The sequence below is a fragment of the Actinoplanes nipponensis genome (assembly GCF_016862275.1).
Classification (GTDB): domain Bacteria; phylum Actinomycetota; class Actinomycetes; order Mycobacteriales; family Micromonosporaceae; genus Actinoplanes; species Actinoplanes nipponensis.
Map to the genome: position 1 here is coordinate 56,986 of NZ_BOMQ01000071.1, position 25,570 is coordinate 82,555.

General features: G+C 72.5%; 27 protein-coding genes, 1 pseudogene and 1 riboswitch. Of the genes and pseudogenes, 12 read left to right on the plus strand and 16 right to left on the minus strand.

Annotated features, from left to right (window positions below; genetic code table 11):
- Position 1 precedes the first annotated feature (1 nt).
- A complete protein-coding gene (locus Ani05nite_RS30490; protein WP_203774135.1) occupies positions 2–1,684 on the minus strand; it encodes an AfsR/SARP family transcriptional regulator in 1,683 nt (560 codons plus the stop codon).
- A 167-nt stretch (positions 1,685–1,851) separates the two neighbouring features.
- Between Ani05nite_RS30490 and Ani05nite_RS30495 the strand changes: the two genes are divergently transcribed.
- The 3 genes from Ani05nite_RS30495 (at position 1,852) to Ani05nite_RS30505 (ending at position 5,748) form a co-directional block, all read left to right on the plus strand.
- Entirely contained in the window at positions 1,852–2,658 is an 807-nt protein-coding gene (locus tag Ani05nite_RS30495; protein WP_203774136.1) for a hypothetical protein, read from the plus strand.
- Between the two features lie 79 nt (positions 2,659–2,737).
- Positions 2,738–3,796 carry a lactonase family protein gene (locus Ani05nite_RS30500; RefSeq protein ID WP_203774137.1) on the plus strand — a complete coding sequence of 353 codons (1,059 nt, stop codon included), beginning with the start codon at positions 2,738–2,740 and terminating at the stop codon, positions 3,794–3,796.
- A gap of 248 nt (positions 3,797–4,044) precedes the next feature.
- The gene (locus tag Ani05nite_RS30505; RefSeq protein WP_203774138.1) at positions 4,045–5,748 is read left to right on the plus strand and encodes a substrate-binding domain-containing protein; all 1,704 of its coding nucleotides are present in this window, start codon (positions 4,045–4,047) and stop codon (positions 5,746–5,748) included.
- Between the two features lie 68 nt (positions 5,749–5,816).
- Here Ani05nite_RS30505 and Ani05nite_RS30510 read toward each other — a convergent pair whose 3' ends face one another.
- Positions 5,817–6,950 (minus strand): PP2C family protein-serine/threonine phosphatase, encoded by a 1,134-nt coding sequence (locus Ani05nite_RS30510; RefSeq protein WP_239130781.1) that lies wholly within the window; start codon positions 6,948–6,950, stop codon positions 5,817–5,819.
- 85 nt (positions 6,951–7,035) lie between these two features.
- Here Ani05nite_RS30510 and Ani05nite_RS30515 point away from each other — a divergent pair, with 85 nt between their 5' ends.
- Positions 7,036–7,479: a MarR family winged helix-turn-helix transcriptional regulator gene (locus tag Ani05nite_RS30515; protein ID WP_239130783.1), complete on the plus strand. Its 444-nt coding sequence runs from the start codon at positions 7,036–7,038 to the stop codon at positions 7,477–7,479.
- 23 nt (positions 7,480–7,502) lie between these two features.
- Here the strand turns inward: Ani05nite_RS30515 and Ani05nite_RS30520 are convergent, their stop codons facing one another.
- The gene (locus Ani05nite_RS30520; protein WP_377880218.1) at positions 7,503–8,567 is read right to left on the minus strand and encodes an ROK family protein; all 1,065 of its coding nucleotides are present in this window, start codon (positions 8,565–8,567) and stop codon (positions 7,503–7,505) included.
- A 197-nt stretch (positions 8,568–8,764) separates the two neighbouring features.
- On the opposite strand from Ani05nite_RS30520, the gene xylA reads away from it, so the two are divergent.
- The 3 genes from xylA to Ani05nite_RS30535 are packed head-to-tail and all read left to right on the plus strand — an operon-like array spanning position 8,765 to position 12,849.
- The gene (gene xylA / locus Ani05nite_RS30525; protein WP_203774142.1) at positions 8,765–9,952 is read left to right on the plus strand and encodes a xylose isomerase; all 1,188 of its coding nucleotides are present in this window, start codon (positions 8,765–8,767) and stop codon (positions 9,950–9,952) included.
- A gap of 23 nt (positions 9,953–9,975) precedes the next feature.
- Complete coding sequence (gene xylB / locus Ani05nite_RS30530; RefSeq protein ID WP_203774143.1) at positions 9,976–11,397, plus strand: xylulokinase; 1,422 nt, start codon at positions 9,976–9,978, stop codon at positions 11,395–11,397.
- A gap of 45 nt (positions 11,398–11,442) precedes the next feature.
- Positions 11,443–12,849, plus strand: a complete 1,407-nt coding sequence (locus Ani05nite_RS30535; RefSeq protein WP_203774144.1) for an MFS transporter — start codon at positions 11,443–11,445, stop codon at positions 12,847–12,849.
- Here Ani05nite_RS30535 and Ani05nite_RS30540 read toward each other — a convergent pair.
- The 7 genes from Ani05nite_RS30540 to Ani05nite_RS30570 form a co-directional block, all read right to left on the minus strand.
- Positions 12,827–14,458, minus strand: coding sequence for a glycoside hydrolase family 13 protein (locus Ani05nite_RS30540; protein ID WP_203774145.1), 1,632 nt, complete (start codon positions 14,456–14,458; stop codon positions 12,827–12,829). The two genes, Ani05nite_RS30535 and Ani05nite_RS30540, sit on opposite strands and share 23 nt — an antisense overlap.
- A gap of 37 nt (positions 14,459–14,495) precedes the next feature.
- Positions 14,496–15,215: an HD domain-containing protein gene (locus Ani05nite_RS30545; RefSeq protein WP_203774146.1), complete on the minus strand. Its 720-nt coding sequence runs from the start codon at positions 15,213–15,215 to the stop codon at positions 14,496–14,498.
- Positions 15,216–15,258: 43 nt separating this feature from the next.
- On the minus strand, positions 15,259–16,191 hold the full coding sequence (locus Ani05nite_RS30550; protein WP_203774147.1) for an MHYT domain-containing protein: 933 nt from the start codon (positions 16,189–16,191) through the stop codon (positions 15,259–15,261).
- A 206-nt stretch (positions 16,192–16,397) separates the two neighbouring features.
- Positions 16,398–16,544 carry a GPGG-motif small membrane protein gene (locus Ani05nite_RS30555; protein ID WP_172666564.1) on the minus strand — a complete coding sequence of 49 codons (147 nt, stop codon included), beginning with the start codon at positions 16,542–16,544 and terminating at the stop codon, positions 16,398–16,400.
- A gap of 130 nt (positions 16,545–16,674) precedes the next feature.
- Entirely contained in the window at positions 16,675–17,418 is a 744-nt protein-coding gene (locus Ani05nite_RS30560) for a metallophosphoesterase family protein (protein ID WP_203774148.1), read from the minus strand.
- Positions 17,415–17,669 carry a hypothetical protein gene (locus tag Ani05nite_RS30565; RefSeq protein WP_203774150.1) on the minus strand — a complete coding sequence of 85 codons (255 nt, stop codon included), beginning with the start codon at positions 17,667–17,669 and terminating at the stop codon, positions 17,415–17,417. Before Ani05nite_RS30565 ends, Ani05nite_RS30560 begins: the two co-directional genes overlap by 4 nt.
- A 1-nt stretch (position 17,670) precedes the next feature.
- Complete coding sequence (locus Ani05nite_RS30570; protein ID WP_203774152.1) at positions 17,671–18,255, minus strand: nucleotidyltransferase; 585 nt, start codon at positions 18,253–18,255, stop codon at positions 17,671–17,673.
- Positions 18,256–18,383: 128 nt separating this feature from the next.
- Between Ani05nite_RS30570 and Ani05nite_RS30575 the strand changes: the two genes are divergently transcribed.
- Complete coding sequence (locus Ani05nite_RS30575; RefSeq protein WP_203774154.1) at positions 18,384–19,217, plus strand: nucleoside/nucleotide kinase family protein; 834 nt, start codon at positions 18,384–18,386, stop codon at positions 19,215–19,217.
- On the opposite strand, the gene Ani05nite_RS30580 is transcribed toward Ani05nite_RS30575, so the two are convergent.
- Positions 19,214–19,897 carry an SDR family NAD(P)-dependent oxidoreductase gene (locus tag Ani05nite_RS30580; RefSeq protein WP_203774156.1) on the minus strand — a complete coding sequence of 228 codons (684 nt, stop codon included), beginning with the start codon at positions 19,895–19,897 and terminating at the stop codon, positions 19,214–19,216. The two genes, Ani05nite_RS30575 and Ani05nite_RS30580, sit on opposite strands and share 4 nt — an antisense overlap.
- Positions 19,898–20,447: 550 nt before the next feature.
- Between Ani05nite_RS30580 and Ani05nite_RS30585 the strand changes: the two genes are divergently transcribed.
- The gene (locus tag Ani05nite_RS30585; protein WP_203774157.1) at positions 20,448–21,449 is read left to right on the plus strand and encodes a sigma-70 family RNA polymerase sigma factor; all 1,002 of its coding nucleotides are present in this window, start codon (positions 20,448–20,450) and stop codon (positions 21,447–21,449) included.
- A 72-nt stretch (positions 21,450–21,521) separates the two neighbouring features.
- Here Ani05nite_RS30585 and Ani05nite_RS30590 read toward each other — a convergent pair whose 3' ends face one another.
- From Ani05nite_RS30590 to Ani05nite_RS30600, 3 genes are all read right to left on the minus strand, one after another.
- On the minus strand, positions 21,522–22,448 hold the full coding sequence (locus Ani05nite_RS30590; protein WP_239130784.1) for a C40 family peptidase: 927 nt from the start codon (positions 22,446–22,448) through the stop codon (positions 21,522–21,524).
- Positions 22,449–22,495: 47 nt separating this feature from the next.
- A riboswitch (cyclic di-AMP (ydaO/yuaA leader) is annotated at positions 22,496–22,630 on the minus strand.
- A 208-nt stretch (positions 22,631–22,838) separates the two neighbouring features.
- Positions 22,839–23,165: a DUF3817 domain-containing protein gene (locus Ani05nite_RS30595; protein ID WP_203774158.1), complete on the minus strand. Its 327-nt coding sequence runs from the start codon at positions 23,163–23,165 to the stop codon at positions 22,839–22,841.
- Positions 23,166–23,199: 34 nt separating this feature from the next.
- Complete coding sequence (locus Ani05nite_RS30600) at positions 23,200–23,631, minus strand: hypothetical protein (RefSeq protein ID WP_203774159.1); 432 nt, start codon at positions 23,629–23,631, stop codon at positions 23,200–23,202.
- Positions 23,632–23,738: 107 nt separating this feature from the next.
- Here Ani05nite_RS30600 and Ani05nite_RS30605 point away from each other — a divergent pair.
- A pseudogene (locus Ani05nite_RS30605) lies at positions 23,739–23,978 on the plus strand (DUF6158 family protein); the annotation flags it as partial.
- 19 nt (positions 23,979–23,997) lie between these two features.
- Positions 23,998–24,561, plus strand: coding sequence for a DUF1360 domain-containing protein (locus Ani05nite_RS30610; RefSeq protein ID WP_203774193.1), 564 nt, complete (start codon positions 23,998–24,000; stop codon positions 24,559–24,561).
- Positions 24,562–24,626: 65 nt separating this feature from the next.
- Here the strand turns inward: Ani05nite_RS30610 and Ani05nite_RS30615 are convergent, their stop codons facing one another.
- Positions 24,627–24,809 carry a hypothetical protein gene (locus Ani05nite_RS30615; protein ID WP_203774161.1) on the minus strand — a complete coding sequence of 61 codons (183 nt, stop codon included), beginning with the start codon at positions 24,807–24,809 and terminating at the stop codon, positions 24,627–24,629.
- 27 nt (positions 24,810–24,836) lie between these two features.
- Positions 24,837–25,034 carry a hypothetical protein gene (locus tag Ani05nite_RS30620; RefSeq protein WP_239130785.1) on the minus strand — a complete coding sequence of 66 codons (198 nt, stop codon included), beginning with the start codon at positions 25,032–25,034 and terminating at the stop codon, positions 24,837–24,839.
- Positions 25,035–25,345: 311 nt separating this feature from the next.
- On the opposite strand from Ani05nite_RS30620, the gene Ani05nite_RS30625 reads away from it, so the two are divergent.
- Positions 25,346–25,552 carry a hypothetical protein gene (locus tag Ani05nite_RS30625; protein WP_203774165.1) on the plus strand — a complete coding sequence of 69 codons (207 nt, stop codon included), beginning with the start codon at positions 25,346–25,348 and terminating at the stop codon, positions 25,550–25,552.
- The last annotated feature ends 18 nt before the right edge of the window (positions 25,553–25,570 follow it).

The following is a 25,570-nucleotide window of genomic DNA, read 5'->3' on the forward strand; positions in this document are numbered from 1 at the left end:
CTCAGCCGTAGTGCGCCGAGGGGTACGCCGACGACCAGCCGTGCGGCGGGGTGCCGTGCGTGGTGCCCGGCAGGCAGATCAGCCGGGAGGAGAGCCGGTTCACCGTGCGCATCGGCAGCACGCCGCGGATGACCAGGTCCTCGGGCTGGGCGTACGGTCCGCGGTTGAGCCGGTCGATCACGATGCCGTGCGCCTCGGCCGAGCTGACCCCGGGCAGCCGGGCCAGCTCGTTGCCCGGCACGTGGTTGACGTCGACCAGCCCGCCGTCGTCGAACGCGCGCATCAGGTCCGGCCGGCCGATGCCGAGGGTGCGCGCCCGCTGCGGGTCGAAGGCCGCGAACTGGCGCGCCTGGTCGCGCAGGCCGCGCGCGCGGGGGCTGTCGCCGGGGTGTGAGGCGAGGACCGCGCCGTGCACCGCGGAGGCCACGGTGATCCCGGCGAACAGGGCGAAGGCCAGCCACTCGGTCGGGTTCAGGTCGTTGTTCTCGGGCGGGCTCGGGTCGAGCGTGGCGAGCACGACCGCCAGCACGAACAGGCCCGCGTAGCCCAGCGCGGCCAGGAACTGGCGCTGGTCGCGGCGGCGCACGCCGGCGTAGACGAAGTAGATCCAGCTGCCGAACGAGCAGATGATCACCGGTAAGACGGCGGCCAGGATGACCTCGCCGACCGGGAAGCGCCTGCGGGGCGGCGCGTACGCCGGGGGAGCGGGCGGCGCGAGCCCCCAGGCCGCCGCGCCGGCCGGGAAGCTCGCGGCGGGGGCCGGCCGCTGTTCCGGCACCACCGCGGTGACGTCCGGGGGGACGTACTGCTGCACGTACACGGGCGGAGTGGCGGCGGCCGGCGGCGGGGTCTCCGGCGCCGGGAGCTCGTCGCTGTCCGACCAGGGGTCCACCGGCTCGGAGTAGAACGGCTCGCCCCGCAGGATCCGCCGGTGCGTCTCCTGCATCCGTTCGCCCGGCTCCACGCCGAACTCCTCCAGGAAGTAGGCGCGGGCGTCCCGGAACGCGGCGAGGGCCTCGGCCTGCCGGCCGCCCTGGTGCAGCGCGATCATGAGTTGCGCGCGCAGGCCCTCGCGGAGCGGGAACTGCTCGACCAGCCGCGCCAGATCCGGCATCAGCCCGGTGTGGTTGCCCCGGGCCAGCTCGATGTCGGCCCATTTCTCCCAGGCCGTGGCGCGGGCGTCGGTGAGCCGGTGGCGGGCCGAGTCGAAGGCCGGGCCGGTCAGCCCGGCCAGCGCCTCGCCCTGCCACAGCGACAGCGCGCGGCGCAGCGTGTCGGCCGCCTCGGCGAGCTGGCCGGCGCGGCGTTCGGCGGAGGCCTGGGCCAGTCCGGCCTCGAACCGCTCGGCGTCCAGGGCGCCCGCCTCCACCCGCAGCACGTAGCCGCCGGTGGTCAGCGCGATCAGCTCACCCGGGCTGCGCGGGGAGCGTTGCGGCTCCAGCACCCGGCGCAGTCCGGCCACGTACTTCTGGACCACGTTGGCGCCGTTCTCCGGCGGTTCCTCACCCCAGACGGCGTCGACGATCTGGTGGGTGGGCACCGGCCGGCCGGCGTGCAGCAGCAGCACGGCCAGCACCGCGCGCTGCTTGGCCGGCCCGAGGTCGACCGGTGCGTCGCCGCGCAGGGCCCGGACGCCGCCGAGGATCTCGAACCTCAGCGCGGTGTCCGGCTGCGGGTCGGGCACCGCGACACCCCCCTTGAGCAGCCCGGACGAGAAACGGCAGCGCGACGGCAGCCGGGCAGCAGCATAGCGGCAGCCCGATGGCAGCACTGTCCCCGAGGCTCCACTGCAGCAAAGGCGACAAGGCGTCCGGCCGAACCGGTCGCCGCGTTCGAGAAGGTGATGAGCTGATGACTGTTTCCCAGGTCCGCGCGGCCGGTGCGGGTGCCCTGCTCGTGGTGAGCCTCGCCGCCGGTGGCTGCGGCGCCGCCGGGGCCGGCGGGGACGCGGCGGCGCCCGCTTCCGCCCGGCCGCTCGCGCCGCGCGACGTGTTGCTGCGGGCCCTGCCGGACGCCTCGACCGGCAGCTTCGCGTTCACGGTCAAGGGCGGCGAGGCGCCCACCGCCGGGCAGCTCGACGCCGGCCGGCAGAGCTACCGCGTCGGTTTCCGGTACCGGGAGCCGGACGCCGGCTTCACCCTGCACATGGACTACCTGGTGGTGCAGCGGCAGTCCTGGATCAAGATCCGGTTCACCGGCGCGGAGGGGCTGACCGGGCTGCCGAAGCTGCCGAAGAAGTGGATGCTGATCGACCCGGCCAAGGTCAAGGACGACGACGTGCCGGTGGGCTACGACGACGAGACCGATCCGGGCGACGCGGGCGTGGTGCTGCGGGCGAGCGCGGACGTCCGGCAGACCGGCGCCGGGCAGTTCTCCGGCACCACGGATCTCACCCAGCAGGGCGAGGCGGACATCGTCGACGCGGGCCGGCTGAAGGCGCTGGGCGAGCGGGCGAAGGCGGTGCCGTTCGAGGCGACCGTCGACGGCCGGGGCCGGCTGACCTCGACCGTCGTGCGGATCCCGGCCGCGGGCAAGGCCAAGGCCACCCGGTACGAGGTCACCTACGCCGGCTACGGCAGCACCCCCACCCCGGCGGCGCCCGCGGCGGACGAGCAGCAGCCGGCTACCAGGGGCGCCTATGAGCTGCTGAACGCCTGAGGTGTGGGCGGTAGCGGCGGTCGCGCGGGTCTGACGGGGGTCCGCGCGGCCGCTGTACGCGCGTGGTTGGATCGGGGGCATGGGCGCGAACGACGAGTACGTCTTCCTCGGCTGCTACACCGGTGAGAGCGGCGGCGAGGGGGAGGGCATCGCCCTGCTGCGGCGGGATCCGGCCACCGGCGACCTGACCCGGTTGGGCGTCGCCGTCCGCACCCCGTCACCGTCCTTCCTGGCCCAGCACCCCCGGCTGCCGGTGCTGTACGCGGTCAACGAGCTGGACGCCGGCACGGTGAGCGCGTTCGCGATCGCCGAGGACGCGTCGCTGACCCCGCTCGCCGTGCGCTCCACCGGCGGTTCCGCGCCCTGCCACCTCGCGGTCACGGCGGACGCCCGGCACCTGCTGGTGGCGAACTACCTCAGCGGCGACGTGTCGGTGCATCCGCTGGACGCCGACGGCGTGCCGGGGGAGCGGTCGGACCTGCTCATCCTGCGGGGCGAGGGCCCGGTCGCCGACCGTCAGCAGGGCCCGCACGCGCACATGGTGGCGCCCGACCCGAACGGCCCGGACGTGCTGATCGCCGATCTGGGCTCGGACCGGGTGTGGCGGGCGCGCCTGGACCCCCTCTCCGGCCGCTTCGCTCCCGTCGACGCGGCCGTCGTCGCGGCGCCGGGCACCGGCCCCCGCCACCTGCGGTACGCGCTCGACGGCGCGCTGCTGCTGGTCGGCGAGCTGGCCGGCGACCTGAGCTGGTACCGACCGGATCCCTCGGACGGCGCCCTGCGCCTGGCCGGCAGCGTGCCGAGCAGCTCCGACAAGGCCACCTTCCCGTCCGAGCTGGCGACCGGCCGGGACGGCCGCTTCGTGTACGTGGCCAACCGGGGTCCCGACACGGTCTCCGTCTTCGCCTGGGTGCCCGAGGGGGCCACGCTCGTCGCCGAGGTGGCGACCGGCGGGGAGTGGCCGCGGCACCTGGCCCTGCTCGGTGATCACCTCTACGTAGCCAACGAACGCTCACACACCGTCACGGTCTTCCGGATCGACCCCGATACGGGGGTCCCGCAGGCCCAGGGTGAGCCGGTGCGCGAGGGCACACCCACGTGCGTGCTGCGCTGGCATTCCATGGGCGGCGGTCGATAAGTCGGCATCGGACACGTACGGAGTGTTGCCGCTTAGCGCCGAAAAGGGGCAGACGGCGCGAAGTCCTGCGCACTGCCCGGATTGGCTTCGTCACGTAAAGTGAATTAAGTACGTGATAAATCCAATCCGAGTAACTTTCGTCCGAACGTATATGGCATTCGGGTCCGCTACTGCGCAGTATGGAGCGCGTGTCAGGCCGCCATCGCAGAAATTTCAATATCCGGGGAGCCAGCGCCGTCGCGTCCGCGATGGCCATCGTGGTCGTCCTCGCCGGTTCCTGGCTCGGCTATCAGAGTCTCGCCGGTGACAAGTGTTCCGGTCAGATCAAACTGACCGTCGCTGCCGCCACCGAGATCGCCCCCGCCGTGGACCGCGTAGCTCAGCAGTGGAGCTCCGGCGGCGCCAACGTCAACGGAACCTGTGTCACCGTGACCGTGACCGGTGTCAACTCCGCCACCACGGCCTCCGCCCTGGCGCTCAAGCACGGGGTCACGCTCACCGGGCTCGGCCCGGTCGGCAAGTCGGTGCCCATTCCCGACGTGTGGGTCCCCGACTCGTCGACCTGGCTGCTGCGGTTGAGCACGCAGGCCTCCGGCTTCGTGCCCACCGACGGCAAGTCGATCGCCCGGAGCCCGGTCGTCGTCGCCATGCCGGAGCCCGTCGCCCAGCAGGTCGGCTGGCCCGACAAGAAGCTCGGCTGGGCGGACCTGCTGGAGAAGATGACCACCGGCAACTCGCTGCGCACCGGCATCGTCGACCCGACCCGCGACGCGGCCGGCCTGGCCGGGCTGCTGGCGCTGGGCAGCGTCACCGGCTCCGACCCGCAGGCCAAGGCCACCCAGGTCGGCGCCCTGCGCGCGCTGGCGGCCGGCAGCTCCTCGCTGCGCGAGGACCTGCTGCAGAAGTTCCCCCGCTCGCTCGACGCGGCCGACCTGGCCAGCAGCATCAGCGCCGCGCCGCTGTCCGAGGAGGACGTGGTCGCGTACAACGCCGAGCGGCCGCAGGTGAAGCTGGCCGCGCTGTATCTCGACCCGACCCCGCCCGCGCTGGACTACCCGTTCGCGGTCATGCCCGAGGTCGACCTGACCAAGGCCGCGGCCGCCACCGGGCTGCGGCAGGCGCTGGAGCAGCCCAACTTCAAGAACGAGCTGGCCGCCTCGGGCCTGCGCGGCCCCGACGGCACGGTCGGCACCGGATTCGCCGCCCCGATCGGCGCGCCGCAGGCCTCGCCCGTCCCGGCGCCCGCCGACGGCGGCGGCACCCAGGGCGCCGCGGCTGCCGGGCTCGACGCCGGCTCCCTGAACAGGGCGCTCGGCAGCTGGGCGGCCATCACCCTGCCGGGCCGCGCGCTCGCCGTCTTCGACGTCTCCGGCTCGATGCTCACCAAGGTGCCCACGGCCGGTGGCCTGACCCGCGCCGAGGTGACCCGGCGGGCCGCGTCCCAGGGTCTGTCCCTGTTCGACGACAAGTGGGCGGTCGGCACCTGGATCTTCTCCACCGAGCTGGTGGGCAAGCGGCCGTGGAAGCAGATCGAGCCGATCAGCCCGCTCTCCTCGCGCCGCGCCGCGCTGGCCGACTCGATCCAGCAGATCCAGCCCAAGGTCGGCGGCCAGACCGGCCTCTACGACACCGCGCTGGCGGCGTACCGCACTGTGCAGGACAGCTACCAGGCGGGCCGGGTCAACTCGGTGCTGCTGTTCACCGACGGCGCCAACAAGAACCCGGACGGCATCAGCCGGTCCACGCTGGTCAGCGAGCTGAAGAAGCTCGTCGACCCGAAGCGCCCGGTGCGCCTGGTGATCATCGGCATCGGCAACGAGGTCGACCGCGGCGAGCTGGAGGCGATCGCCAAGGCCACGCCCGACGGCGGCGTCTTCGTCGCGCCGGACCCGGCCAAGATCGCCGACATCTTCCTCGAGGCGATCTCGTCCCGCTCGGGCGCCGCCAGCTGACGCTCCGCTCACCCCACGACCGCCGGCTCCCCTCGGGGGACCGGCGGTCGTTTCGGTGCGCCGGGTGCTCAGGGCGCCGGGTCGCCGTTCCAGTCGAGGCAGACCGCCACCGCGTCGTCGTCCAGCTCGCCGCCGACGAAGGCGCGCAGGTCACCGAGCAGGGAACGGACCGCCTGCAGGGGCGCCAGCGTCCCGGTCCGCCGGACGAAGCGGTGCAACGCGGACTCGCCGTAGCGGCTGTTGTGCCCGGCGGCGTCGAACACGCCGTCGCTGACGATGAACAGCCGGTCGCCGGCCAGCAGGGTGAAGGACTGCGGGGTGTACTCGGAGGTCTCGAACATGCCGAGCGGGAACTGGGCCTCCAGCGGCTGGTCCAGCACCTCCCCGGCACGCAGCACCATCATCCGCGGCGAGCCGGCATCGACCGCCCGCACCGCGCCCGTGCGCAGCTCCAGCTCCAGCAGCAGCGTCTCCACGTGCTGGCCGCCGCGGTGCTGGGCGAAGATCGCCTGATCGGCCAGGGCGGCCTGGTCGGCCAGCGCCAGCCCGGCGCGGCGGGCGTTGCGCAACGCGTACGTGGCCAGCGACGTCAACAGCGCGGCGCTCATCCCGTCGCCGTGTCCGTTGAGCACGCTGAGGTACAGCCGCCCGTCCTGCTCCGACCAGTCGAAGCTGTCGCCGCGCACCGCGTACGACGGCTCGAGCTGCCCGGCCAGGCTGAACGACGGCTCGGCACGGCTGCGCCCGGGCAGCAGCTCCCACTGCAGTTCCGCGGCCAGGGTCAGCCGCTGGGTACGGGCGGCCACCGTGTACCGGTCCGTGCCGGCCCCCGCCGCCTGCAACTCGTGCCCGAGCATGGTGGCGACCTCGGCGAGCTCGGCCCGGGGGGTTTCCTGGTCCGGGCCCGGCGTGTACCGCAGCACGCCCATGCGTTCGCCGCGGGCGGTCACCGGCACGTACCGGACCTGTCCGGCGGCGACGTCGGCCTGGTGGTCGAACGCGCGCCACGCCGGGTCGCCGGGACGGGTCACCGCCGGGCCGCCGAGCACCGGTAGCAGGGTGGCCAGGCGGTAGTCCACCAGCAGGAGGTCGAGGTCGGTCACCGCGTACTCCTTGGCGACCGCCTCGGCCAGGCACTCGACCAGCCGATCGGCGGGGGAGTCGAGCAGCGCGCGCCGGACGGCGGTCAATCGGTCGGACACGTTTCCACCCTTCGGCAGCCTCCGGCGTACGGGTAGTCTCTGCTGCACCATGGCCGAACACCATGGGCCGGATGGGCCGGACCCGATGCGCGCCGCGGCAGTCGACGACGCCGCGCCCGCACTGCTGGCCACGTGGGACGCCGCCCGCCAGCGGGCCACCCCGCTGCTCTCCGGCCCGCAGCTGAACGCCCTGCTCGTGGTCGAGCGCGAGGAGGGCATCAACCTGCGTGGCCTGGCGGCCCAGCTGCGGATGATCCTCTCCTCGGCGAGCCGGCTCTGCGACCGGCTGGTCGCCTCCGGCATGGTGGAACGGGCTCCGGGCCGGGCCGACCGCCGGGAGATCGCGCTGTTCCTGACCCCGTCCTCGCGGCACCTCCTCGAGCATCTGCGCGCCACCCGCCGCGAGCTGCTGAACGAGGTGCTGGGGCGGATGACGCCCGCGGGCCGGGCGGCGCTGCTGCGCGGCCTGACCGAGTTCGCGGCCGTGGCCGAGGCCGAGACCCCGGGGGCGGCCGTCCGGTCGGCCTGACCGGCGGCCCGGCTCCGGCCGGGTCAGGGCCGGGGGCGGGACAGCCAGCGCGCCGGATCGTCGAGCACGCCGCGCAGCACCGAGCCGGCCGCGCCCAGCATCGCCGCGTCCGGGCCCAGCGTCGCGGCCCGCAACTGCACCGGTGACCAGGCCGCGGTGAGCACCCGCCGGCCGGCCTCCGCGGCGATCCCGTCGCGCAGCCAGGGCAGCAGCGAGGCATAGCAGCCGCCGAGCACGATCGTCCGCACGTCGAGCAGGTTGACCACGGTGGCCACGGCCGTGCCGAGGGCGGCGCCGGCCGCGGTGAGGGCGTCCAGCGCGGCGGCCTGACCGGCGGCCGCGGCGATCGCCAGCGCGGCGACGGTGTCGGACCCGGCGGCGCGCAGCACCGCCTCCTGGCCGGCGTACTGCTCGAGGCACCCGCGGGCGCCGCACCGGCAGGCCGGGCCGTCGGGGTCGATCGGGATGTGCCCGATCTCGCCGCTCCAGCCGCGGGAACCCCGGTAGAGCGCGCCGTCGAGCACGATGCCGGCGCCGATGCCGATCTCGCCGGAGACGTAGACGAAGTCGCGGGGCAGGTCGCCGACGTCGAGCTCGCCGAGCGCGGCGAGGTTGGCCTCGTTGTCGACGGTCATCGCCGGCCCGCCGGGCAGCTCGCCGACGACGACGTCCTGCCAGCCGAGGTTGGGGGCGATCCGGACCACGCCGCCGGCCGTGACCAGGCCGGGCACGGCGAGGACGGCGCCGGCGACGGTCAGCCCGTCCGCCTCGGCCAGGGCCCGGGCCCGGGCGGCCAGCCGGCCCAGCCCGGCCAGCGCCTCCTGCGGCCCGGCCAGGCGCTGGTCGCCCGGCTCCACCAGGCGGTGCCGGACGGTGCCGGCCAGATCGACCACGCAGGCGCCCCGGTAGTCGACGTTGATCTCCAGCCCCAGCCCGGCGGGGCCGTCCGGGGCCACCGCCAGGCCCACCGCCGGCCGGCCGGCGCCGGTGCGCGGGGCCGGCTCGCGCTCGGTGAGCAGGCCGCCGGTGACCAGGTCGTCGACGAGCGCGGAGACGGTGGCCCGGGTGAGCCCGGTGACCGTGGCCACCGCTGCCCGAGATATCGGATCTGGGCTGTTCGCCACGGTTTGCAGCACCAGCGCGAGATTATGGGCGCGCACGCTCGATTGCCGGACCGGCGACCCCTGAGCACTCATCATCCGGCCCGTCACGCCCTTGACAATGCCACACCGCGGTCAAATAATTCAACCAATAAACAAATCAGCCCTGTTACGTGGAGGTAACCGTGTCGGTCCAGCCCACGCGCGAAGACAAGTTCTCATTCGGCCTCTGGACCGTCGGGTGGCAGGCCCGCGACCCGTTCGGAGACGCCACCCGGGCCCCGCTCGACCCCATCGAGGCCGTGCACAAGCTCTCCGAGCTGGGCGCCTACGGCATCACGTTCCACGACGACGACCTCGTCCCGTTCGGCTCCGACGCGCACACCCGCGACGGCGTCATCGCCAACTTCAAGAAGGCGCTCGAAGAGACCGGCATGGTGGTGCCGATGGTGACCACCAACCTGTTCACCCATCCGGTGTTCAAGGACGGCGGCTTCACCAGCAACGACCGCTCCGTGCGGCGCTACGCGCTGCGCAAGGTGCTGCGCAACATGGACCTCGCCGCCGAGCTCGGCGCGAAGACCTTCGTGCTGTGGGGCGGCCGCGAGGGCTCCGAGTACGACGCGGCCAAGGACGTGCAGGCGGCGCTCGACCGTTACCGCGAGGGCCTGAACCTGATCGCCCAGTATTCCGAGGACCGCGGCTACGGCCTGCGCTTCGCCATCGAGCCCAAGCCCAACGAGCCGCGCGGCGACATCCTGCTGCCGACCGCCGGGCACGCGATCGCGTTCGTGCACGACCTGGAGCGCCCGGAGCTGTTCGGCATCAACCCCGAGGTCGGCCACGAGCAGATGTCGAACCTCAACTTCACCCACGGCATCGCCCAGGCGCTGTGGCACGGCAAGCTCTTCCACATCGACCTCAACGGCCAGCACGGCCCCAAGTTCGACCAGGACCTGGTCTTCGGCCACGGCGACCTGCTCAACGCGTTCTCCCTGGTCGACCTGCTGGAGCACGGCGGCCCCGGCGGCGGCCCGGGCTACGACGGACCGCGCCACTTCGACTACAAGCCTTCGCGCACCGAGGACTACACCGGCGTGTGGGAGTCGGCCAAGGCCAACATGCGGATGTACCTGCTGCTGAAGGAGCGGGCGCAGGCGTTCCGGGCGGACCCCGAGGTGCAGGAGGCGCTGGCGGCCAGCAAGGTCCTGGAGCTGTCCACGCCGACGCTGAGCCCCGGCGAGACGTACGAGGACCTGCTCAACGACCGCAGCGCGTTCGAGGAGTACGACGCGGACGCGGCCGGCGCCCAGGGTTACCACTTCGTGCGCCTGCACCAGCTCGCCATCGACCACGTGCTGCGCGCACGCTGACCCCCTGACGGAAGATGAATCCCATGACGCTGGTAGCCGGGATCGACTCCTCGACCCAGTCCTGCAAGGTGGTCATCCGTGACGCCGAGACCGGCAAGCTGGTCCGGCAGGGGCGGGCGACCCACCCCGACGGGACGGAGGTGCATCCCGATGCCTGGTGGTCCGCGCTGCAACAGGCCATCGACGAGGCCGGCGGCCTGGACGACGTGGCCGCCGCCGCCGTCGCCGGCCAGCAGCACGGCATGGTGGTTCTGGACTCCGACGGCGAGGTCGTGCGGCCGACGCTGCTGTGGAACGACACCCGCAGCGCCGGCGCCGCGGCCGACCTGATCGACGAGCTCGGCGGCGGCGACACCGGCCGCCGGGCCTGGGTCGACGCCGTCGGCATCGTGCCGGTGGCCAGCTTCACGCTGACCAAGCTGCGCTGGCTGGCCCGCCACGAGCCGGAGAACGCGGCCCGGGTGGCCGCGGTCTGCCTGCCGCACGACTGGCTGACCTGGAAGCTGTCCGGCGCGCGGGGCCTCGACACCCTGCGCACCGACCGCAGCGACGCCAGCGGCACGCTCTACTGGTCGGCCAAGACCAACGAGTACCGCCACGACCTGCTGGAGCTCGGCTTCGGCAGGCGGCTGATCGTCCCGGAGGTGCTCGGCCCGACCGGCATCGCCGGTCACCTGCCCAACGGCGCTCCGCTCGGCCCGGGGGCCGGCGACAACGCGGCGGCCGGTCTGGGTGCGGGGGCGCTGCCCGGGGACGTGATGATCTCCATCGGCACGTCCGGCACGGTGTTCGTCTCCTCCGACGTCGCCCCCGACGACCCGAGCGGCACGGTCGCCGGCTTCGCCGACACCACCGGCCGGTTCCTGCCCATCGTCGTCACCCTGAACGCCGCCCGGGTGCTCGACGCGGCGACCCGGCTGCTCGGCGTCGACCACGAGGAGCTGTCCCGGCTCGCGCTGTCCGCGCCCGCGGGGGCGGACGGGCTGGTGCTGATCCCGTACCTGGAAGGCGAGCGCACCCCGAACCGGCCGAACGCCACCGGGGCCGTGCACGGCCTGACCCTGCGCACGTCGGACCCGGCCCACCTGGCCCGGGCCGCGGTCGAGGGCATGCTCTGCGCGCTCGCCGACGGGCTGGACGCGCTGGTCGCGCAGGGCGCGACGGCGAACCGCATCGTGCTGGTCGGCGGCGGCGCCCGCAGCGAGGCGGTCCGCCGCATCGCGCCGGCGCTGTTCGGCCTGCCCGTGCTGGTCCCGCCGCCGGGTGAATACGTCGCGGACGGGGCCGCCCGCCAGGCCGCGTGGGTCACCGTGGGTGGTGACGCGCCGCCGGCGTGGTCGGCGGAAACCCCCGAGGTGTACGAGGACAGCAGCGTCCCGCTGATCCGGGAGCAGTACGCCGCGGCCCGGGACTCCGTGCTGGACAGGCGGCCTTCAGTCCGCTGAAGGGCGGCGGCGGGGTGGTCGGATGGGGTCGCTAACCTCTGTCGCGTGAGCAGGCGCGGAGGCCCGGCGCATCGCGCGTACAGCGTGATCGTCTTCGTCATCCTCGCGTCCCTGGACAACGTGGCGATCAACCTCGTCCCCCCGCTGTACGGCAGCATCGCCACCGAGTACGACGTGGGCGAGGGCCACATCGCCCTCGCCACCACGGTGATGTTCCTGATCAGCGCGGTCGCCGCCATCGTCTGGGCGTACGCGGGCGACCGCCTCGACCGCAAGCCGGTGCTCGTCGCGGGCACCCTGATCTGGGTGGCCGGCACGGCCTGGTCCGGCCTGGCCGGCAGCTACCCGTCCTTCCTGGGCTCGCAGGCGCTGGCCGCGATCGGGCTGGGCGGGGTCGCCAGCGTCAGCTTCTCCGTGGTCAGCGACCTGATCTCGCCGCGGCGCCGCGGCCTGGTGATGAGCTTCTGGGGCCTGTCGCAGGGCATCGGCACGCTCGCCGGCACGCTGCTGGCCGGGGTGCTGGGCTCGACCGACTGGCGCCGGCCGTTCCTGGTGGTGGCCGTGGCCGGGGTGATCGCCACGGCGGCCTACCTGGTCACCTTCGACGTGCCGCGCGGCGACAGCCAGCCCGAGCTCGCCGGCGTCCAGTACGACGAGCGCATCCACCACGACCACCTGCCCCGGATCCTGGGCCGGCGCACGAACGTCTGGCTGATCCTGCAGGGCTGCACCGCGCAGATCGCCTTCGGCTCGCTGGTCTGGCTGCCGGTGCTGTTCCGCTCCCGGGCCGAGGACCAGGGCTACACGACCGCCACGGCCGTGATCATCGGCAGCGTGTTCGCCACCCTCTTCCAGCTCGGCGGGGCCCTGTCGATCCTCGGCGGGCTCATCGGCGACCGGCTGCAACGCCGTACCCCGCGCGGCCGGGCCCTGGTCGCCGCGGTCGGCGTGCTGGCCGCCGTGCCGTTCTACGTGGTGCTGTTCTTCGTGCCGTTCCGCATCGACGTGCCGAACGGGGGCAGCCCCGGCGCGGTGGTGCTGGCCGTGCTGGGCGACGTGGTCACCGAGCCGACGGTCGGGCTGAGCCTGGCCACCGCGGTCTTCGCGCTCGCGCTCACCTCGGCCAACTCGCCGAACTGGTTCGCGCTGATCGCCGACGTCAACCCGCCGGAGCACCGCGGCACCGTCTACAGCCTGGGCAACCTGGTCAACGGCTTCGGCCGGGCCGGCGGCAACGCGCTGGTCGCGGTCGCCTTCGGCCGGCTCTCCGGGGCGTTCCCGCCGCCGCTGAACTACGCGGTGGGCCTGGCCGCCTTCCAGCTCTTCTTCGTGCCCACCGGGATCATGTACTGGCTGGCCAGCCGGACGGTGGCCAGGGACATGGCGGAAACCCATGCGGCCCTGGCCACCTACGGCCAGCGGGAGACGGTCAGACCCGCGCCCACACCGTGACGTCCTGCGGCACCCGGCCGTCGGCGGTGAGCGGCTCGCTGGCCAGCTGCACCCGGGCGTTGAGCGGCAGCTCGGCCGGGGCGTCGCCGAAGTTGGTCAGCACCAGCAGCCCGCCGTTGCGGAACGCCAGCACGTCGGCCGGGGTGTCGACCCAGCTCAGCGTGCCGGCACCGAGGCCGTGGGCGGCCCGCAGGCGCAGCGCCGCCCGGTAGAGCTCGTACGTCGAGCCGGTCACGCCGCGCTGGCGGTCCAGGGCGTACTCGGCCCAGACCGCGGGCTGCGGCAGCCAGCTCGCGTCGGCCGGCCCGAAGCCGTACGAGGGGGCGTCGGCCTCCCACGGCAGCGGCACCCGGCAGCCGTCGCGGCCCCGCTCGGCGTGCCCGGACCGTTCCCAGGCCGGGTCCTGCCGGTAGGAGTCCGGGATCTCGGTGGCCTCCGGCAGCCCCAGCTCCTCGCCCTGGTAGAGGTACGCCGAGCCGGGCAGGGCCAGCATCTGCAGCGTCGCCGCCCGGGCCCGGCGCAGGCCCAGCGCCACGTCCGGCTGCGGGTCGCCGATGCCGATGCCGTGCTTGCGGGGCTCGCCGACCGGGTAGCCCAGCCGGGTCGCGTGCCGCACCACGTCGTGGTTGGAGAGCACCCAGGTGGTGGGGGCGCCCACCGCGGCGTTGGCGGCCGTGGTGGTGTCGATGACCTTGCGCAGCGGGTCGGCCGACCAGGGCGTGTCCAGGTACTCGAAGTTGAACGCCTGGTGCATCTCGTCGGGCCGGACGTACCGCGCCAGGCGGTCGGCGGGCTGGACCCACGCCTCGGCGACCAGGATGCGGCCGCCCTCGTACTCGTCGAGGACCGCGCGCCACTCGCGGTAGATCTCGTGGACACCGTCCTGGTCCCACATCGGCGGCGGCGGGGCGCCCTCGGGGGCGAGCCCGCCGAGGATCTCGCCCGCGTAGTGCCAGTCGGCGAAGTCGGCGTTCTTGATCAGGCCGTGGGCCACGTCCACCCGGAAGCCGGCGACGCCCCGGTCGAGCCAGAACCGCAGCACCGAGACGAATTCCGCGCGCACCTCGGGGCTGTCCCAGTTGAGGTCGGGCTGCGAGACGTCGAACAGGTGCAGGTACCACTGGCCGTCGTCGACCCGTTCCCAGGCCGGCCCGCCGAAGACGCTCTGCCAGCCGTTCGGCGGCTCGCTGCCGTCGGGGCCGCGGCCGTCCCGGAAGATGTAGCGCTCGCGCTCGGGGCTGTCCGGCCCGGCGGCCAGCGCCTCCCGGAACCAGGCGTGGTCGTGGGAGGTGTGGTTCGGCACCAGGTCGACAATGACCTTCAGGCCCAGGGCCCGCGCCTCGGCGAGCATCTTGTCGGCGTCGCCCAGGTCGCCGAAGCGGGGGTCGACCGCGCGGTAGTCGGCCACGTCGTAGCCGGCGTCGTGCTGGGGCGACGGGTAGAACGGCGACAGCCACACCGCGTCCACGCCGAGCTCGCGCAGATCGCCCAGGCGTGCCGTGATGCCGGGCAGGTCGCCCATGCCGTCGCCGTTGCTGTCGGCGAAGGAACGCGGATAGATCTGGTAGATGACGGCGCTGCGCCACCAGTCGGTCTGGGGGGAGGGCATGGGTCCAGGCTAAACGGCCGGGGCCCGGCCGGCCCCCTCAGCCGTCCAGAATCGCGGCGAAGCGTTCCTCAGCTAAATCGAGTTGGTCCAGGATGTGATCCTTGGCCGCGACCGACAGCGGGGTGTCCGGACGCCCGACCAGCTCGCGGAGCTTGGGCACCAGCGGGCGGTACTTGATGGCCGAGCTGCGAGCCTTGTCATACGTGGTGTGGATGACACCGACGCCGTTGTCGGTGAAGTCCGAGACCTTGATGACCCGCGCCCACGGATCCCGTTCGAGGCTGTCCGCCACGTGCGCCCGGTACTGCTCGTGCCGGTCGCGCTCCGGGTCGTACTCCGGGTTGGTCACCGACCGCACCAGCTCGGCCATCCGGGGGTTGAACCGGCGGGCCAGCTCGGCCACCGCGGCGTCGGTCAGCGCCTGGTGGCCGAGCGCGGGGTCCAGACCGGCCAGTTCGGCCGGATGGTCCTCGACCGCGTCGTGCAGCAGGGCCGCCGTGAGCACGTCCACGTCCCGGATGCCGTAGTAGCGGATGATCCGGATCGCGACCCGCAGCAGGTGGTTGAGGTACGGCTCGCGCACCCGCCGGTCGTCGGCGTGCAGCCGGGCGGCCAGGTCCAGCGCCTCCTCGAGCTGTCGCCGGTCGTCGGCCGGGAACTCGAGCAGTTCGAGGGAGAACCGCTCGCGCAGCCCGGCCTCGCCGTACACCTCGGTGATCGCGTGCAACGGCATCGACAGCAGCATCCTTGGCGCCATGCCGATCAGGTATACCGGACCGCGGGGTCGCGTGGGCCCGCGTTCAGGAGGGAACGTCGAGCAGCGGCTCCTCTACCAGCGGCTTGGGCCTCGGCGGGACCGGGCGCGGCGAGGGCCGGGGCACGCTCGACGGGCGGCCGGCCGGGCTGCGCCGCAGCACCGGCGCGGCCAGCGACGCCTGCCGGAGCGACCAGGGGTTCTCCGCGTGCATTCCGCGGCGCGGCACGCCGTCGCCCTCGGTGAACTCCTCGTCGGTCATGGCCTGCAGGGCACTGAGCGCGACGCCGAGGATCAGCGCGGCGCTGACCAGCGTGATCGGCACGATCATGAGCAGCGGCTTGATCCCGCTGACCGTGGTGGAGACGTCCGGGCTGAGCTCGACGGACATGCTCGCCATCCCGGTGTAGTGCATGCCGGCGACGGCGGCGCCCATCAGGGCGGCGGCGCCCGCCATCGGGAACCAGCCCTTCACGGACACGGCGAACCAGAGCGCGGCGGTGCACGCCACGACCGCGATGACGGCGGAGGCGGCCACCAGCGCCCGGTTGAAGTGGATCGTGCCGGACACGTGCAGCCCGGCCATCCCGGTGTAGTGCATCGCCAGCACCCCGGCCCCGGTGAAGAGGCCCGCCAGCGCGATCTTCGGCAGGCTGCGCCGGCCGTGGCCGACGACCATGAGCCCGATGCCGACGGTCACCACCGACAGCCCGAGGCTGGCCATCATGAGCCAGGGGGTGTAGCGCACCGGGCTCTGCGGCACGTCGAAGCCGAGCATCGCGGTGAAGTGCATGAGCCAGATGCCGGCCCCGCCGATCGAGAACGCCGCGATGATCAGCCAGCGGTTGCGCCGGCCCCGGGAGCGGGCGCCGCGCGCCCGGCCGGTGGCGAGCAGGCCGAGGAAGGAGCCCAGCACCGCGACGAGATACGCCGCGATCGGGTTGAAGGCCCCATAGGTGAAGTGATGGACCTCGGCCACGTTGTCGTCACGTCCTCACGAACATCGGGAACAGTTCGCTGAGGATTACGCCATAGGTCCGATGTGGGGCATCGCACCTTGTGTGCGTTCCGCTACGCAAAGAGAACCGGGGCCACCGTATGGCTGCCTGCGGGAGGTAGCCATACGGCAGCCCCGGTGCGGTCGTGGTGACCGGTCAGGGGTTCTGCCGGGGGAGGGCGGAACGGTTAGACGTTGAAGATGCTGACGCCACCGGGACCGACGAGGAGGCCGACGATGATGAGGACGACGCCCCAGAGGATCTGCCGCCGGAACAGCGCGAGGATGCCGGCGACCACGAGGATGACTGCGAGAATCCAGAGTAGAAGAGCCATGCGGATCTGATACCCGAGGGCCTCAGATCGAAAACCTGCCCCACCGGCGCCCACGGAAAAAAGTTCGGGAAATACCGCGGCCCCGCCGCCGCCCTCGCGGGCGGGACGGGGCCGGGCCGGCCGGATCGGCTCAGACGCTGGTCAGACCGGCGTCGACGGTGTCGGTGAGCAGCTGATAGACGTTGTACGCCTGCTTGATGACCGGGTGGGCCACGTTGCGGACGGGCACCCCGCCGGGCGTACGGCCCCGCTCGCTGCCGTGGTGCGCGTGGCCGTGGAGGGCGAGCGCGGTCGGCGCCGAGTCGATCGCCTGCCCCAGCAGGTACGACCCCAGGAACGGATAGATCTCCAGCGGCTCGCCGACCAGCGTCTCGGGCACCGGGGAGTAGTGCGTCAGCGCCACCAGCGCATCGACGTCCAGCCCGCGCAGCGCCGCCCCGAGGCGCTCGGCGATCGCCTCGGTCGTACCGACGAAGTTCTTCATCTCCCGCTCGCCGAACTTGCTGGCGCAGGCCCCGGCGAAACCGCCGCCGAAGCCCTTCACCCCGGCGATGCCGAGCCGGTGCCCGTGCAGCTCCAGAACCGTGGTGTCGCCCTCGAGCACGGTCATGCCGGCGTCGCGCAGCACGTCGCTGACCGCGTCCTGCTGGTCGCTCTGGTGGTCGTGGTTGCCGAGCACCACCACGACCGGGACGCCCACGTCACCGAACTCGGTGGCCATGCACTTGGCCTCCTCGACCGTGCCGTGCCGGGTCAGATCGCCGGCGATCAGCAGGGCGTCGGCGACCCCGGGCAGCTGCTCCAGGGCCGGCCGATAGCGGCCCAGGACGTCCTTGTCGACGTGGACGTCACCCACGGCGGCAATGCGGATCATGAGATCTCCTCCACCTCGCTGGGCGCCGCGGCGCGCACGATGCCGATGTCGCAGGCGATCTCCACGTCCGGGAAGTGCGCGGTGATCTGCCGGCAGATCTCGTCGCGGCGCTGCGCGCTCTCCACCTCGCCGCCCAGCACCAGCCGGTGCTCGCGGCGCTGCAGGGTGATGCCCTGCTCGGCGGTCGCCCCGCTCTCGGTGAGCAGGCGCTGGATCTCCGCCTCCAGGTATTCGTCGAGCTGCGGTGTCATCTCATCCCCCCACGGTCAGGCGGGCGTCCGTCGGCTGCGCCACCACGTCGAGGCGGTCGAGCAGGACCAGGAACGCCTCCGCGTACGGCGACTTGGCGGTCTCCGCGCGGACCCGGTCCCAGTCGATCTGTTCCCGCAGCGAGCGGGCGACCGGCAGCCCGGTGGCGAAGTCGCAGTAGTGCTGGGTGTAGCTGAGCAGCTTGTGCACCATCAGCTGGGTCGCCGACAGCACCGGCATGTTGATCGCCTCGACCGGGCGCATCACCGTGTCGCGCAGCGTGGCGTCGGTGACCGGCGACTCGACCGGGCGGTAGATCAGGTCCACCATCCGGCCCTCGTCGAACACCTTGACCAGCCAGTCCTCGGGCGGCTGCTCGACCTCGAAGCCGACCGCGGACAGCTCCTCGAGCGCGCGTGCCTTGTCCTGTTCGCGGATCAGGAAGTCGACGTCGTGATCGCTGGAGTGCCCGCCGTGGGCGTACACCGCGAAGCTGCCGCCGAGCGCGAACGGGACTTCCGCCTGTTTGAGCACGGAGGCGACCCGTTTGAGCGTGGTGACCAGGCCCTCGTCCACCCGGTGCGGCATGGCGGTCTCCCTGCGTTGATGGGCATGCGTATTGGCACCTCCCCGTCTACCCGGGGCTGCCCGCCTTCACACCCGATGCCCGTTCGGGGCGGAACCGAGCGTGACTGTGCCAGGTACCGTTGGTGGGTATGGTCCCCGACCTCGAGTCCGCCCGTCCCGCTTTCGACGATGAACACCCCGTCGCCGCCACCGTCCGCCCGTTGCGCTCGGTGGCCCTGGTCGGCATCGACGGCTCCGGCAAGACCACCCAGGCCCACGAGCTGGCGCACGCGCTGGCCGCGCGGGGCCTGCCGGCGAGCTACCGGCGCAACGCGGGCGGCCGGCGCTGGTTCGGCCGGCTGGCCACCGCGCTCGGCCGGCGCGACGGCGAACACCTGCTCGGTCGCAAGGCGATGCTCTTCGTGGAGTCGGTGCTGCGCTGGCTGGCGATCCTGCGCACGCTGTTGCGGCGCACGGTCACCCGCGAGATCGCGATCATGGACAGATACGCCGTCTGCCAGTACGCGAGCATCCGCGCGCACGCCAAGACGCCCCGCCCGCAGCGCCTCAACCGGGCCGAGCGCCGGGCCCGGCTGGCCTACCGGGTCTTCCCCCGCCCCGACGTGACGTTCCTGCTGGCCGTCGACCCGGCCGTGGCCCATGACCGGATCGAGCGCCGGGGCTACGACCACGAGGAGATGTCCTACCTGCGCGCCGCCACGGCCGCTTACGAGGCCCTGCCCGAGTACGGCAACTTCGTGGTCGTCGACGCCAACGGCACCCCCGAGCAGGTGCAGCAGGCCCTGCTCGCCCACCTGCGGGCCTGGCTCCCGGCGCCGGTGCCGGTGCCCGCGCCCCGGGTGCCCGCCGAGCCACGCCGGGCAGGGGCGGTGCTCCTGCAGGCCCGGGCGTTGCTATTGACCGCCGTCACCCTGGCCGCCGCCGCCTCGGCGCTCACCTGCCAGCTGGTGGAGGGCTTCTAGGCCCGGCCGTAGACGGGGATCGTGGCGCCGCTGGTCGGCGCGGAGCCGTCGCCGGCCAGGAAGGTGATCACCTGGGCGATCTCGGCCGGGGTGACCCAGCGGGAGAAGTCGGCGCCCGGCTGGGCCGCCCGGTTGGCCGGGGTGTCGATGACGCTCGGCAGCACGGTGTTGCAGCGCACGCCGCTCTTGCGGTACTCGACCGCGACGGCGTTGGCGAAGGCCAGCACGGCGGCCTTGGCGGTGGCGTATCCGGCCGCTCCGGCGAACGGGGCCACGGCCGCCCGGGACGAGACGCAGACCACCGAGCCGCCGCCGGCGTCCACCAGGTGCGGCAGCGCGGCCGCGGTCACCAGGTACGTGGGCCGCAGGTTGGCGCGCAGGATCGCCTCGAAGTCCTCGACCGGGGTCTCGTGCACCGGGCCGCCGCCCGCGTACCCGCCGGCCAGGTTGATCACGGCTCGGAGGGGCGCGCCCGGCTCGGCGCTCGCCGTGGCGACGGCCGCCGCCACCTCGGCGGGATCGTTCAGGTCCGCCGTGACGGTCACCACACCTTGGGGCAGTCGCCCGGCGCCGCCCGTCCGGACCGGGGCGACGATGCGCCAGTCCTGATCCCGCAGCGCCTTGAGGACGGCCCCGCCGAGCCCGCCCGCTCCTCCGGTTACCAGCACACTGCGATCCATATCGTTAACCGTAACGGTGTGTTTTCCCTCACTCGGCGCGGGAGTCGGCGGAACGGCGCAACCCGGCCGACCGATCGGCCGTCATCCCTGGGTGGGTCACCCGGACGGGCGAGTGAACTGCGGCTCGTCGTGCCGCATCGTGGCAGGGGCTCCCGGCACGGTGGGCTACGGGACGTTTTGCCCTGGCATTTGATTCATGCCCGGCGGCAACCTGTCGATGCTGGACGTGAACCCATTCGGCTACCAGGCCGTACTGGGTAGTGACGAGCGTCGCAGCCGGATCCGTGATGCCCGTCGCTGCGACGAATGAGGGGCCGATGGTGTCATGAAGCGGGCGGAGGGTATGCGTCACGTAACGCATCCAGCGCCGGGTGTGGCTCCGAATACTCGTGTGAGAGCCCTCTTCAGTAAGTATCCACGCGGCTCTCAGCTGGCGCTCAGACACTCGTGACACTTTCGACTCACCAGCCGGAATCAGCGCAGAGCGCCAACTGTTCAGGTAGGTGTCAGCACCGCAATGCATGAACTGCGGACGTTACGGGGAGGGCTGATGGACGCAGGTATTGCCCGTAACAGGGTTAGTGAAGGCAATGAGGGGACCGTGGGCAACGTGGAGAAGAGCACCGTGATGAGGACCGACCAGGTTGCCGAGGAGCGCGACCTCGTCGGAGTCTACCTGCACGAAATCTCCCGGACGCCGCTGCTGGATGCTGCCAGGGAGGTCGACCTCTCCAAGGCAATCGAGGCCGGGCTCTACGCCGAGCACCTGCTCGACACCGGCGAGCTCCGTCGCGGCGTGAGCCGGGAGGAGCTGGAGCGGCTCGTCACCGAGGGCAAGCGGGCGAAGGATCTCTTCATTCGCGCCAACCTGCGACTCGTCGTGTCGATCGCCCGCCGGTACGTACGCTCCGGCATGCCGATGCTGGACCTGATCCAGGAGGGCAACACCGGCCTCGTCCGCGCGGTCGAGAAGTTCGACTACGAGCGGGGCTACAAGTTCTCGACCTACGCCACGTGGTGGGTGCGCCAGGCCATCAGCCGGGCGATCGCCCAGCAGGAGCGCACCGTGCGCCTCCCCGTCCACCTGGTCGAGGACGTCAACCGGATGCGCAACGTCACCCGCCAGCTCGTCCGCGAGCTCGGCGCCGACCCGGAGCCCGCGCAGGTCGCCGCGGCGCTGGGCGTGACGGTGGAGCGCGTCACCGAGCTGACCCGCTGGGCCCAGGACACCGTGTCGCTGGACACCCCGGTGGGCGACGACGGCGACACCAACCTCGGCGACCTGGTCGCCGACAGCGACGCGCCGTCGCCCGAGGAGATCGTCCTGACCGCGCTGGAGCGTCAGCGCATCGAGGGCCTGCTGAACCACCTCGACGACCGGTCGGCGGGCATCATGCGCGCCCGGTACGGCCTCGAGGACGGTCGCGAGCACTCCCTGACCGAGGTGGCGTCGCGTTTCTCGCTCTCCCGGGAGCGGATCCGCCAGCTCGAGATCCAGGCGCTCGGCCGGCTGCGCGAGCTGGCCCGGGCCGAGGGCCTGCAGGCCGCCTAGGTCGCAGCATCGCAACGGCGAAAAGGCCGGTGCCCCTTGCGGGGACACCGGCCTTTTCGCGTGCCGGGTGGGTCAGTTGACCCGGCCGTAGCCGTACGGCGGCATGATGTCGATCGTCCGCTTCTTGACGGGCTGGCCCGCGCGCGAGGCGTCGATGATCTGACCGCCGCCGACGTACAGGCCGACGTGTCCGAGACTGCGGTAGAACACCAGGTCGCCCGGCTTGAGGTCGGACCGCGAGATCCGGGTCGTCGCGCTGTACTGCGCCGCGGCGTTGTGCGGCAGCGACTTTCCGGCGGCCCGCCAGGCCGCGGAGGTCAGGCCGGAGCAGTCGTAGCCGTCCGGGCCGTCCGCGCCGTAGTCGTACATGACGCCGAGCGCGTTGTAGGCGAAGGTGACCGCCTTGCCGGCCGAGCCCGCGATGGACGGGATGCTTCCGGTGTACTTGCTGCTGGTCTCGGTGGCCTTGCCGTACGCGGCGGTGCGCATCGCGTACAGCTTCTTGAGGTCGGCCTCGATCTTCTTCTTGCGGGCGTTGAGCTCCTTGAGCTCGGCCGCCTGCTTGTCCTGGGTGGCCTTGAGCGCGGCCTGCCGCTCGGCGTAGTTCTCCGTGGTCGCGCGGTACGCCGCGATGTCGCGGCCGCGGCTGCGGGAGATCTGCTCGAGGATGCTCATCCTGTCCATGAGGTTGTCCGAGCCCTCGAGCACGACGTTCATGGCCCCGACGTGCCCGGTCATGTACGCCGACTTCACGATGCTGTCCATCTGCGTGCCGGCCGCCGCCAGCGCGGCCTTGGCCGGAGCCAGGGACGCGGCGAGCTGCTTCTCGTCGGCCTTGGTCTTCTTCAGGCTGATGTTCAGCTTGTTGTACGACTCGACGATGTCCTCGAGCTGGTCGGAAGCCTTGTCGATCTTCTTGGTGAGCTCACTCGTCGACGGTTCCGCGGATGCGGCGGTCGCGGTGGTGGCGGTGATCGCGAGCGCGAGGGTGGCGACCACCAGCGCACGGAGCCTCGTGCGGGTGTGTGGCAACGGTATGTGGCCTTTCTTCCGCTATGGCCGCCTACCGGGTTAGCTGACGGGTTCGGTGCGGGAAGAAGGCCCCTACCGCTGGCGCGGATTCACCCCGGTGCTGCTTCGGTTGGTTCCCCGGTTCGACGTGGTTTCGACGGTGATCCTGGGGGATCGGGATCGTCCGTTTCCACCGGCGAGGATTCGGCGGCGTGGGCCGGCGCCACCGAGGATGTGGCTGCGGACCGGACCAACCGCATTAACTTATCGGCGCGCGGCATTAACACAAGAGGCCGCAGAGTGACTTGGGTCAATGATCACAAATAAGAGAATGATCCCGATAGCGGGGGGCGATAAAGCGGTTCCGAAGCGTGACTTCTACTCGGCCATGGCCGGCGGGACATCGGCCGCCTCGACTGCCCACCGCCGCGACACGACGCGCTCGGCCCAGAACGACAGGAACGGGATCGTCCCGGCCAGCATCACCAGCAGCATCCGCCCCAGCGGCCACCGCAGCCGGCGGCTCAGGTCGAACGAGGCCACCAGATAGACCATGTAGAGGAAACCGTGGAAGGGGCCGACGGTGGCCACCACCGTGTCGTTGTCGCCGAGGTACTTCAGCGGCATGCCGATGACGACGAGCACGATGAGGACCACGCCGACGATCCAGGCGATGATCCGGTAGCGGGTGAGGGCTCCCTGCACGATCCACGTCCTTCTTGAACTCGACGGTCTTGCCTCAGCCCGCGCTGGCGCGCCGGCCGGGGTAGTCGCTCGGCCGGGCCCCGGGGTGGGCGGCCAGCCAGCTCAGGTAGTCGTTGTAGGCGGCCAGCTCGGGATCGTCGTCCTCGACCGGCGCGGCCGGCGTCACCGGCACGCGCACCGGGCGGCGCACGGTCACCGCGGCGTCCTGGCGGGGCACCGGCGACTGCTCCGGCTCGGGCTGCTCCTGCGGGCCGCGGGCGCCGCGGCGCTCCTGTTGGACCTCGCGGAACCAGATGAACACCACGAACGCCGCGAACACCGGCCACTCGAAGGTGTAGCCCCAGCTCAGCGTGTTTCCACCGGTCGCGCGGCTGAACTGCCACCAGCCCAGCGCCAGGAAGCCGGCCACGAGCGTGAGCGCCAGGATGTGGCGCGCGATCCACGCGGGGGTCCACAGCCCTTTCATGCTCCTCAGGGTACCGGCGGGTTTGACGGCAGGGCGCTCGGGCAACCGTTGCGGCAAGCACTGATCCGACCGAGGAAGGGAGCGCCGTCATGACCGACGCCCGGATCGACTCCGCCGGCGAGGAGCTGGTCGGCTCCGAGACCGGCATCGACCCCGCGGGGCTGGCCGACGACGACCTGTTCCGCGAGCTGGCCAGCCTGCACCGCACCCGGCTGCAGACCCTGCGGCACGGCCCGGACGCGGCCCTGGCCAACCACCTGCGGCGGACCGAGGAGCTGGAGAACGAATACCTGTCCCGGTACGCCGGGCGCGAGGTCGACGCCGGCCGGCTCACCCAGGACTTCTGAGAGGACCCCGAACTTCATGATCTCCTCGGTACGCGGCCGGCTGAACCGGCTGCGGCGCAGCTACGCGCCTCACGAGCACCGGCCGCTGGACGGCTACGTGGCCACCATGGGCGCGTTCGGCCTGCTCGCCGGCAGCCTGGCCGGCGCGGCCAGGCTGACCGGGAAGCCGGTGCCGGACCGGCCGGCCACCGCCGACATCGTGCTGATCTCGATCGCGACGCACAAGCTGAGCCGGCTGATCGCCAAGGACGCGATCACCAGCCCGCTGCGCGCGCCGTTCACCCGCTACGCGGAGCCGGGCGGCAGCGGCGAGATCAACGAGGAGGTACGCGACCAGGGCAGCGCGCTGCGCCACTCGATCGGTGAGCTGGTCAGCTGCCCGTTCTGCCTGGCGGTGTGGGTCGCGACGGGCCTGACCAGCGGGCTGGTGTTCGCGCCCCGGCTGACCCGGCTGGCGGCGACGGTGTTCACCGCGACGGCCGTCTCCGACTTCCTGCAGATGGCGTACTCGCTGGCCAAGGAGGCCGCGGAGGGCGACCACCGCAGCGACGACGACCGCCCGCGGCTCGCCCAGGCCGCCTGAGCCCCACGACGCGACGAAGCCCCCGGCCGCACGGCCGGGGGCTTCGTGTCGTCGTTCGGCGCCGGTCAGGGAGGGCCGTCGCCCTCCAGGCCCGACCAACCGCGCGGGCTCTCCTCCTCGCCCTGCTCACCGTCGAGGACGTCGCGGTCCACCACGGTGTCGGAGTGCTCGCCGGCGAAGTCGCTGTCGCCGTCCGGCACGGCCTCCTCGTCGCCGAAGGCGGGCAGGCGTTCGTTCTGCTGGGTCATCTCGCTCCTAGGTCGGCCGGGCAGGGGTCAGACATCGAGCGTGCGCAGCGCCTCGGCGGCCTCGTCCTGGGCGTACTCGCCCTCGGGGAGCGCGTCGATGCGGGTCAGCGCGGTGGCGGGCAGGTCGGCGGCGATGGCGCCCCGTTGCAGGTCGGCGCTGCTGAGCCGTTCCTGCCCGGTGTAGGCCTCGTCGAGGTAGTCGTCCAGCGCCTGGAAGTCACTCACGGGGCTTCGTCTACCCGCGGTCCGGCCGGCCAAACGGTGTGGGCTGGGTCACATCCGCTACCGGAATCACCGGACCCGGCCGACGGTTGACACGGATGTCGGTGTGATCAGTGTCCCCGGGCCTCACCCTTTGCCTTCGCGGAATACCGTTCGGCTGGAGCCGCGTTGAGCCTTTCGCCGAGAGGCGACCTGCACACCGACATCCGCAACTGCGCCGCCCCCGATCCGGGGGCGGCGCTTTTGCGTCGCGGCCGGGACCGGCCCGATCAAGAAGCAGGTTCGGTTTCCGCGGGCCCGGGTATCCGCCCGCCATGACTGACGACCGGACAGACCAGCGCGCCGCCGACCTGCTGCCCGAGGAGCGCAGTGCCGGCGGCAGCAGCGACCCGCGGGCGCAGGCCGAGGCCATTCTCGCCGAGTCGGACGAGCGCGAGGCCGACCTGGAGGCGGCGCCCAGCTCGTTCCTCGAGCACCGGACATCGGGCCAGACGAGTACGCCGGGGGAAGGCACCCGGTAGTGGACGTGACTTTCGGGT

Bases quoted from the DNA above. Each gene is read 5' to 3' on its own strand.
- Ani05nite_RS30495 (WP_203774136.1), top strand. From the start codon at position 1,852: ATGACTGTTTCCCAGGTCCGCGCGGCCGGTGCGGGTGCCCTGCTCGTG.
- Ani05nite_RS30500 (WP_203774137.1), top strand. From the start codon at position 2,738: ATGGGCGCGAACGACGAGTACGTCTTCCTCGGCTGCTACACCGGTGAG.
- Ani05nite_RS30505 (WP_203774138.1), top strand. From the start codon at position 4,045: ATGGCCATCGTGGTCGTCCTCGCCGGTTCCTGGCTCGGCTATCAGAGT.
- Ani05nite_RS30515 (WP_239130783.1), top strand. From the start codon at position 7,036: ATGCGCGCCGCGGCAGTCGACGACGCCGCGCCCGCACTGCTGGCCACG.
- xylB (WP_203774143.1), top strand. From the start codon at position 9,976: ATGACGCTGGTAGCCGGGATCGACTCCTCGACCCAGTCCTGCAAGGTG.
- Ani05nite_RS30540 (WP_203774145.1), bottom strand. From the start codon at position 14,458: ATGCCCTCCCCCCAGACCGACTGGTGGCGCAGCGCCGTCATCTACCAG.
- Ani05nite_RS30545 (WP_203774146.1), bottom strand. From the start codon at position 15,215: ATGGCGCCAAGGATGCTGCTGTCGATGCCGTTGCACGCGATCACCGAG.
- Ani05nite_RS30555 (WP_172666564.1), bottom strand. From the start codon at position 16,544: ATGGCTCTTCTACTCTGGATTCTCGCAGTCATCCTCGTGGTCGCCGGC.
- Ani05nite_RS30560 (WP_203774148.1), bottom strand. From the start codon at position 17,418: ATGATCCGCATTGCCGCCGTGGGTGACGTCCACGTCGACAAGGACGTC.
- Ani05nite_RS30565 (WP_203774150.1), bottom strand. From the start codon at position 17,669: ATGACACCGCAGCTCGACGAATACCTGGAGGCGGAGATCCAGCGCCTG.
- Ani05nite_RS30570 (WP_203774152.1), bottom strand. From the start codon at position 18,255: ATGCCGCACCGGGTGGACGAGGGCCTGGTCACCACGCTCAAACGGGTC.
- Ani05nite_RS30575 (WP_203774154.1), top strand. From the start codon at position 18,384: ATGGTCCCCGACCTCGAGTCCGCCCGTCCCGCTTTCGACGATGAACAC.
- Ani05nite_RS30580 (WP_203774156.1), bottom strand. From the start codon at position 19,897: ATGGATCGCAGTGTGCTGGTAACCGGAGGAGCGGGCGGGCTCGGCGGG.
- Ani05nite_RS30585 (WP_203774157.1), top strand. From the start codon at position 20,448: ATGGACGCAGGTATTGCCCGTAACAGGGTTAGTGAAGGCAATGAGGGG.
- Ani05nite_RS30600 (WP_203774159.1), bottom strand. From the start codon at position 23,631: ATGAAAGGGCTGTGGACCCCCGCGTGGATCGCGCGCCACATCCTGGCG.
- Ani05nite_RS30615 (WP_203774161.1), bottom strand. From the start codon at position 24,809: ATGACCCAGCAGAACGAACGCCTGCCCGCCTTCGGCGACGAGGAGGCC.
- Ani05nite_RS30625 (WP_203774165.1), top strand. From the start codon at position 25,346: ATGACTGACGACCGGACAGACCAGCGCGCCGCCGACCTGCTGCCCGAG.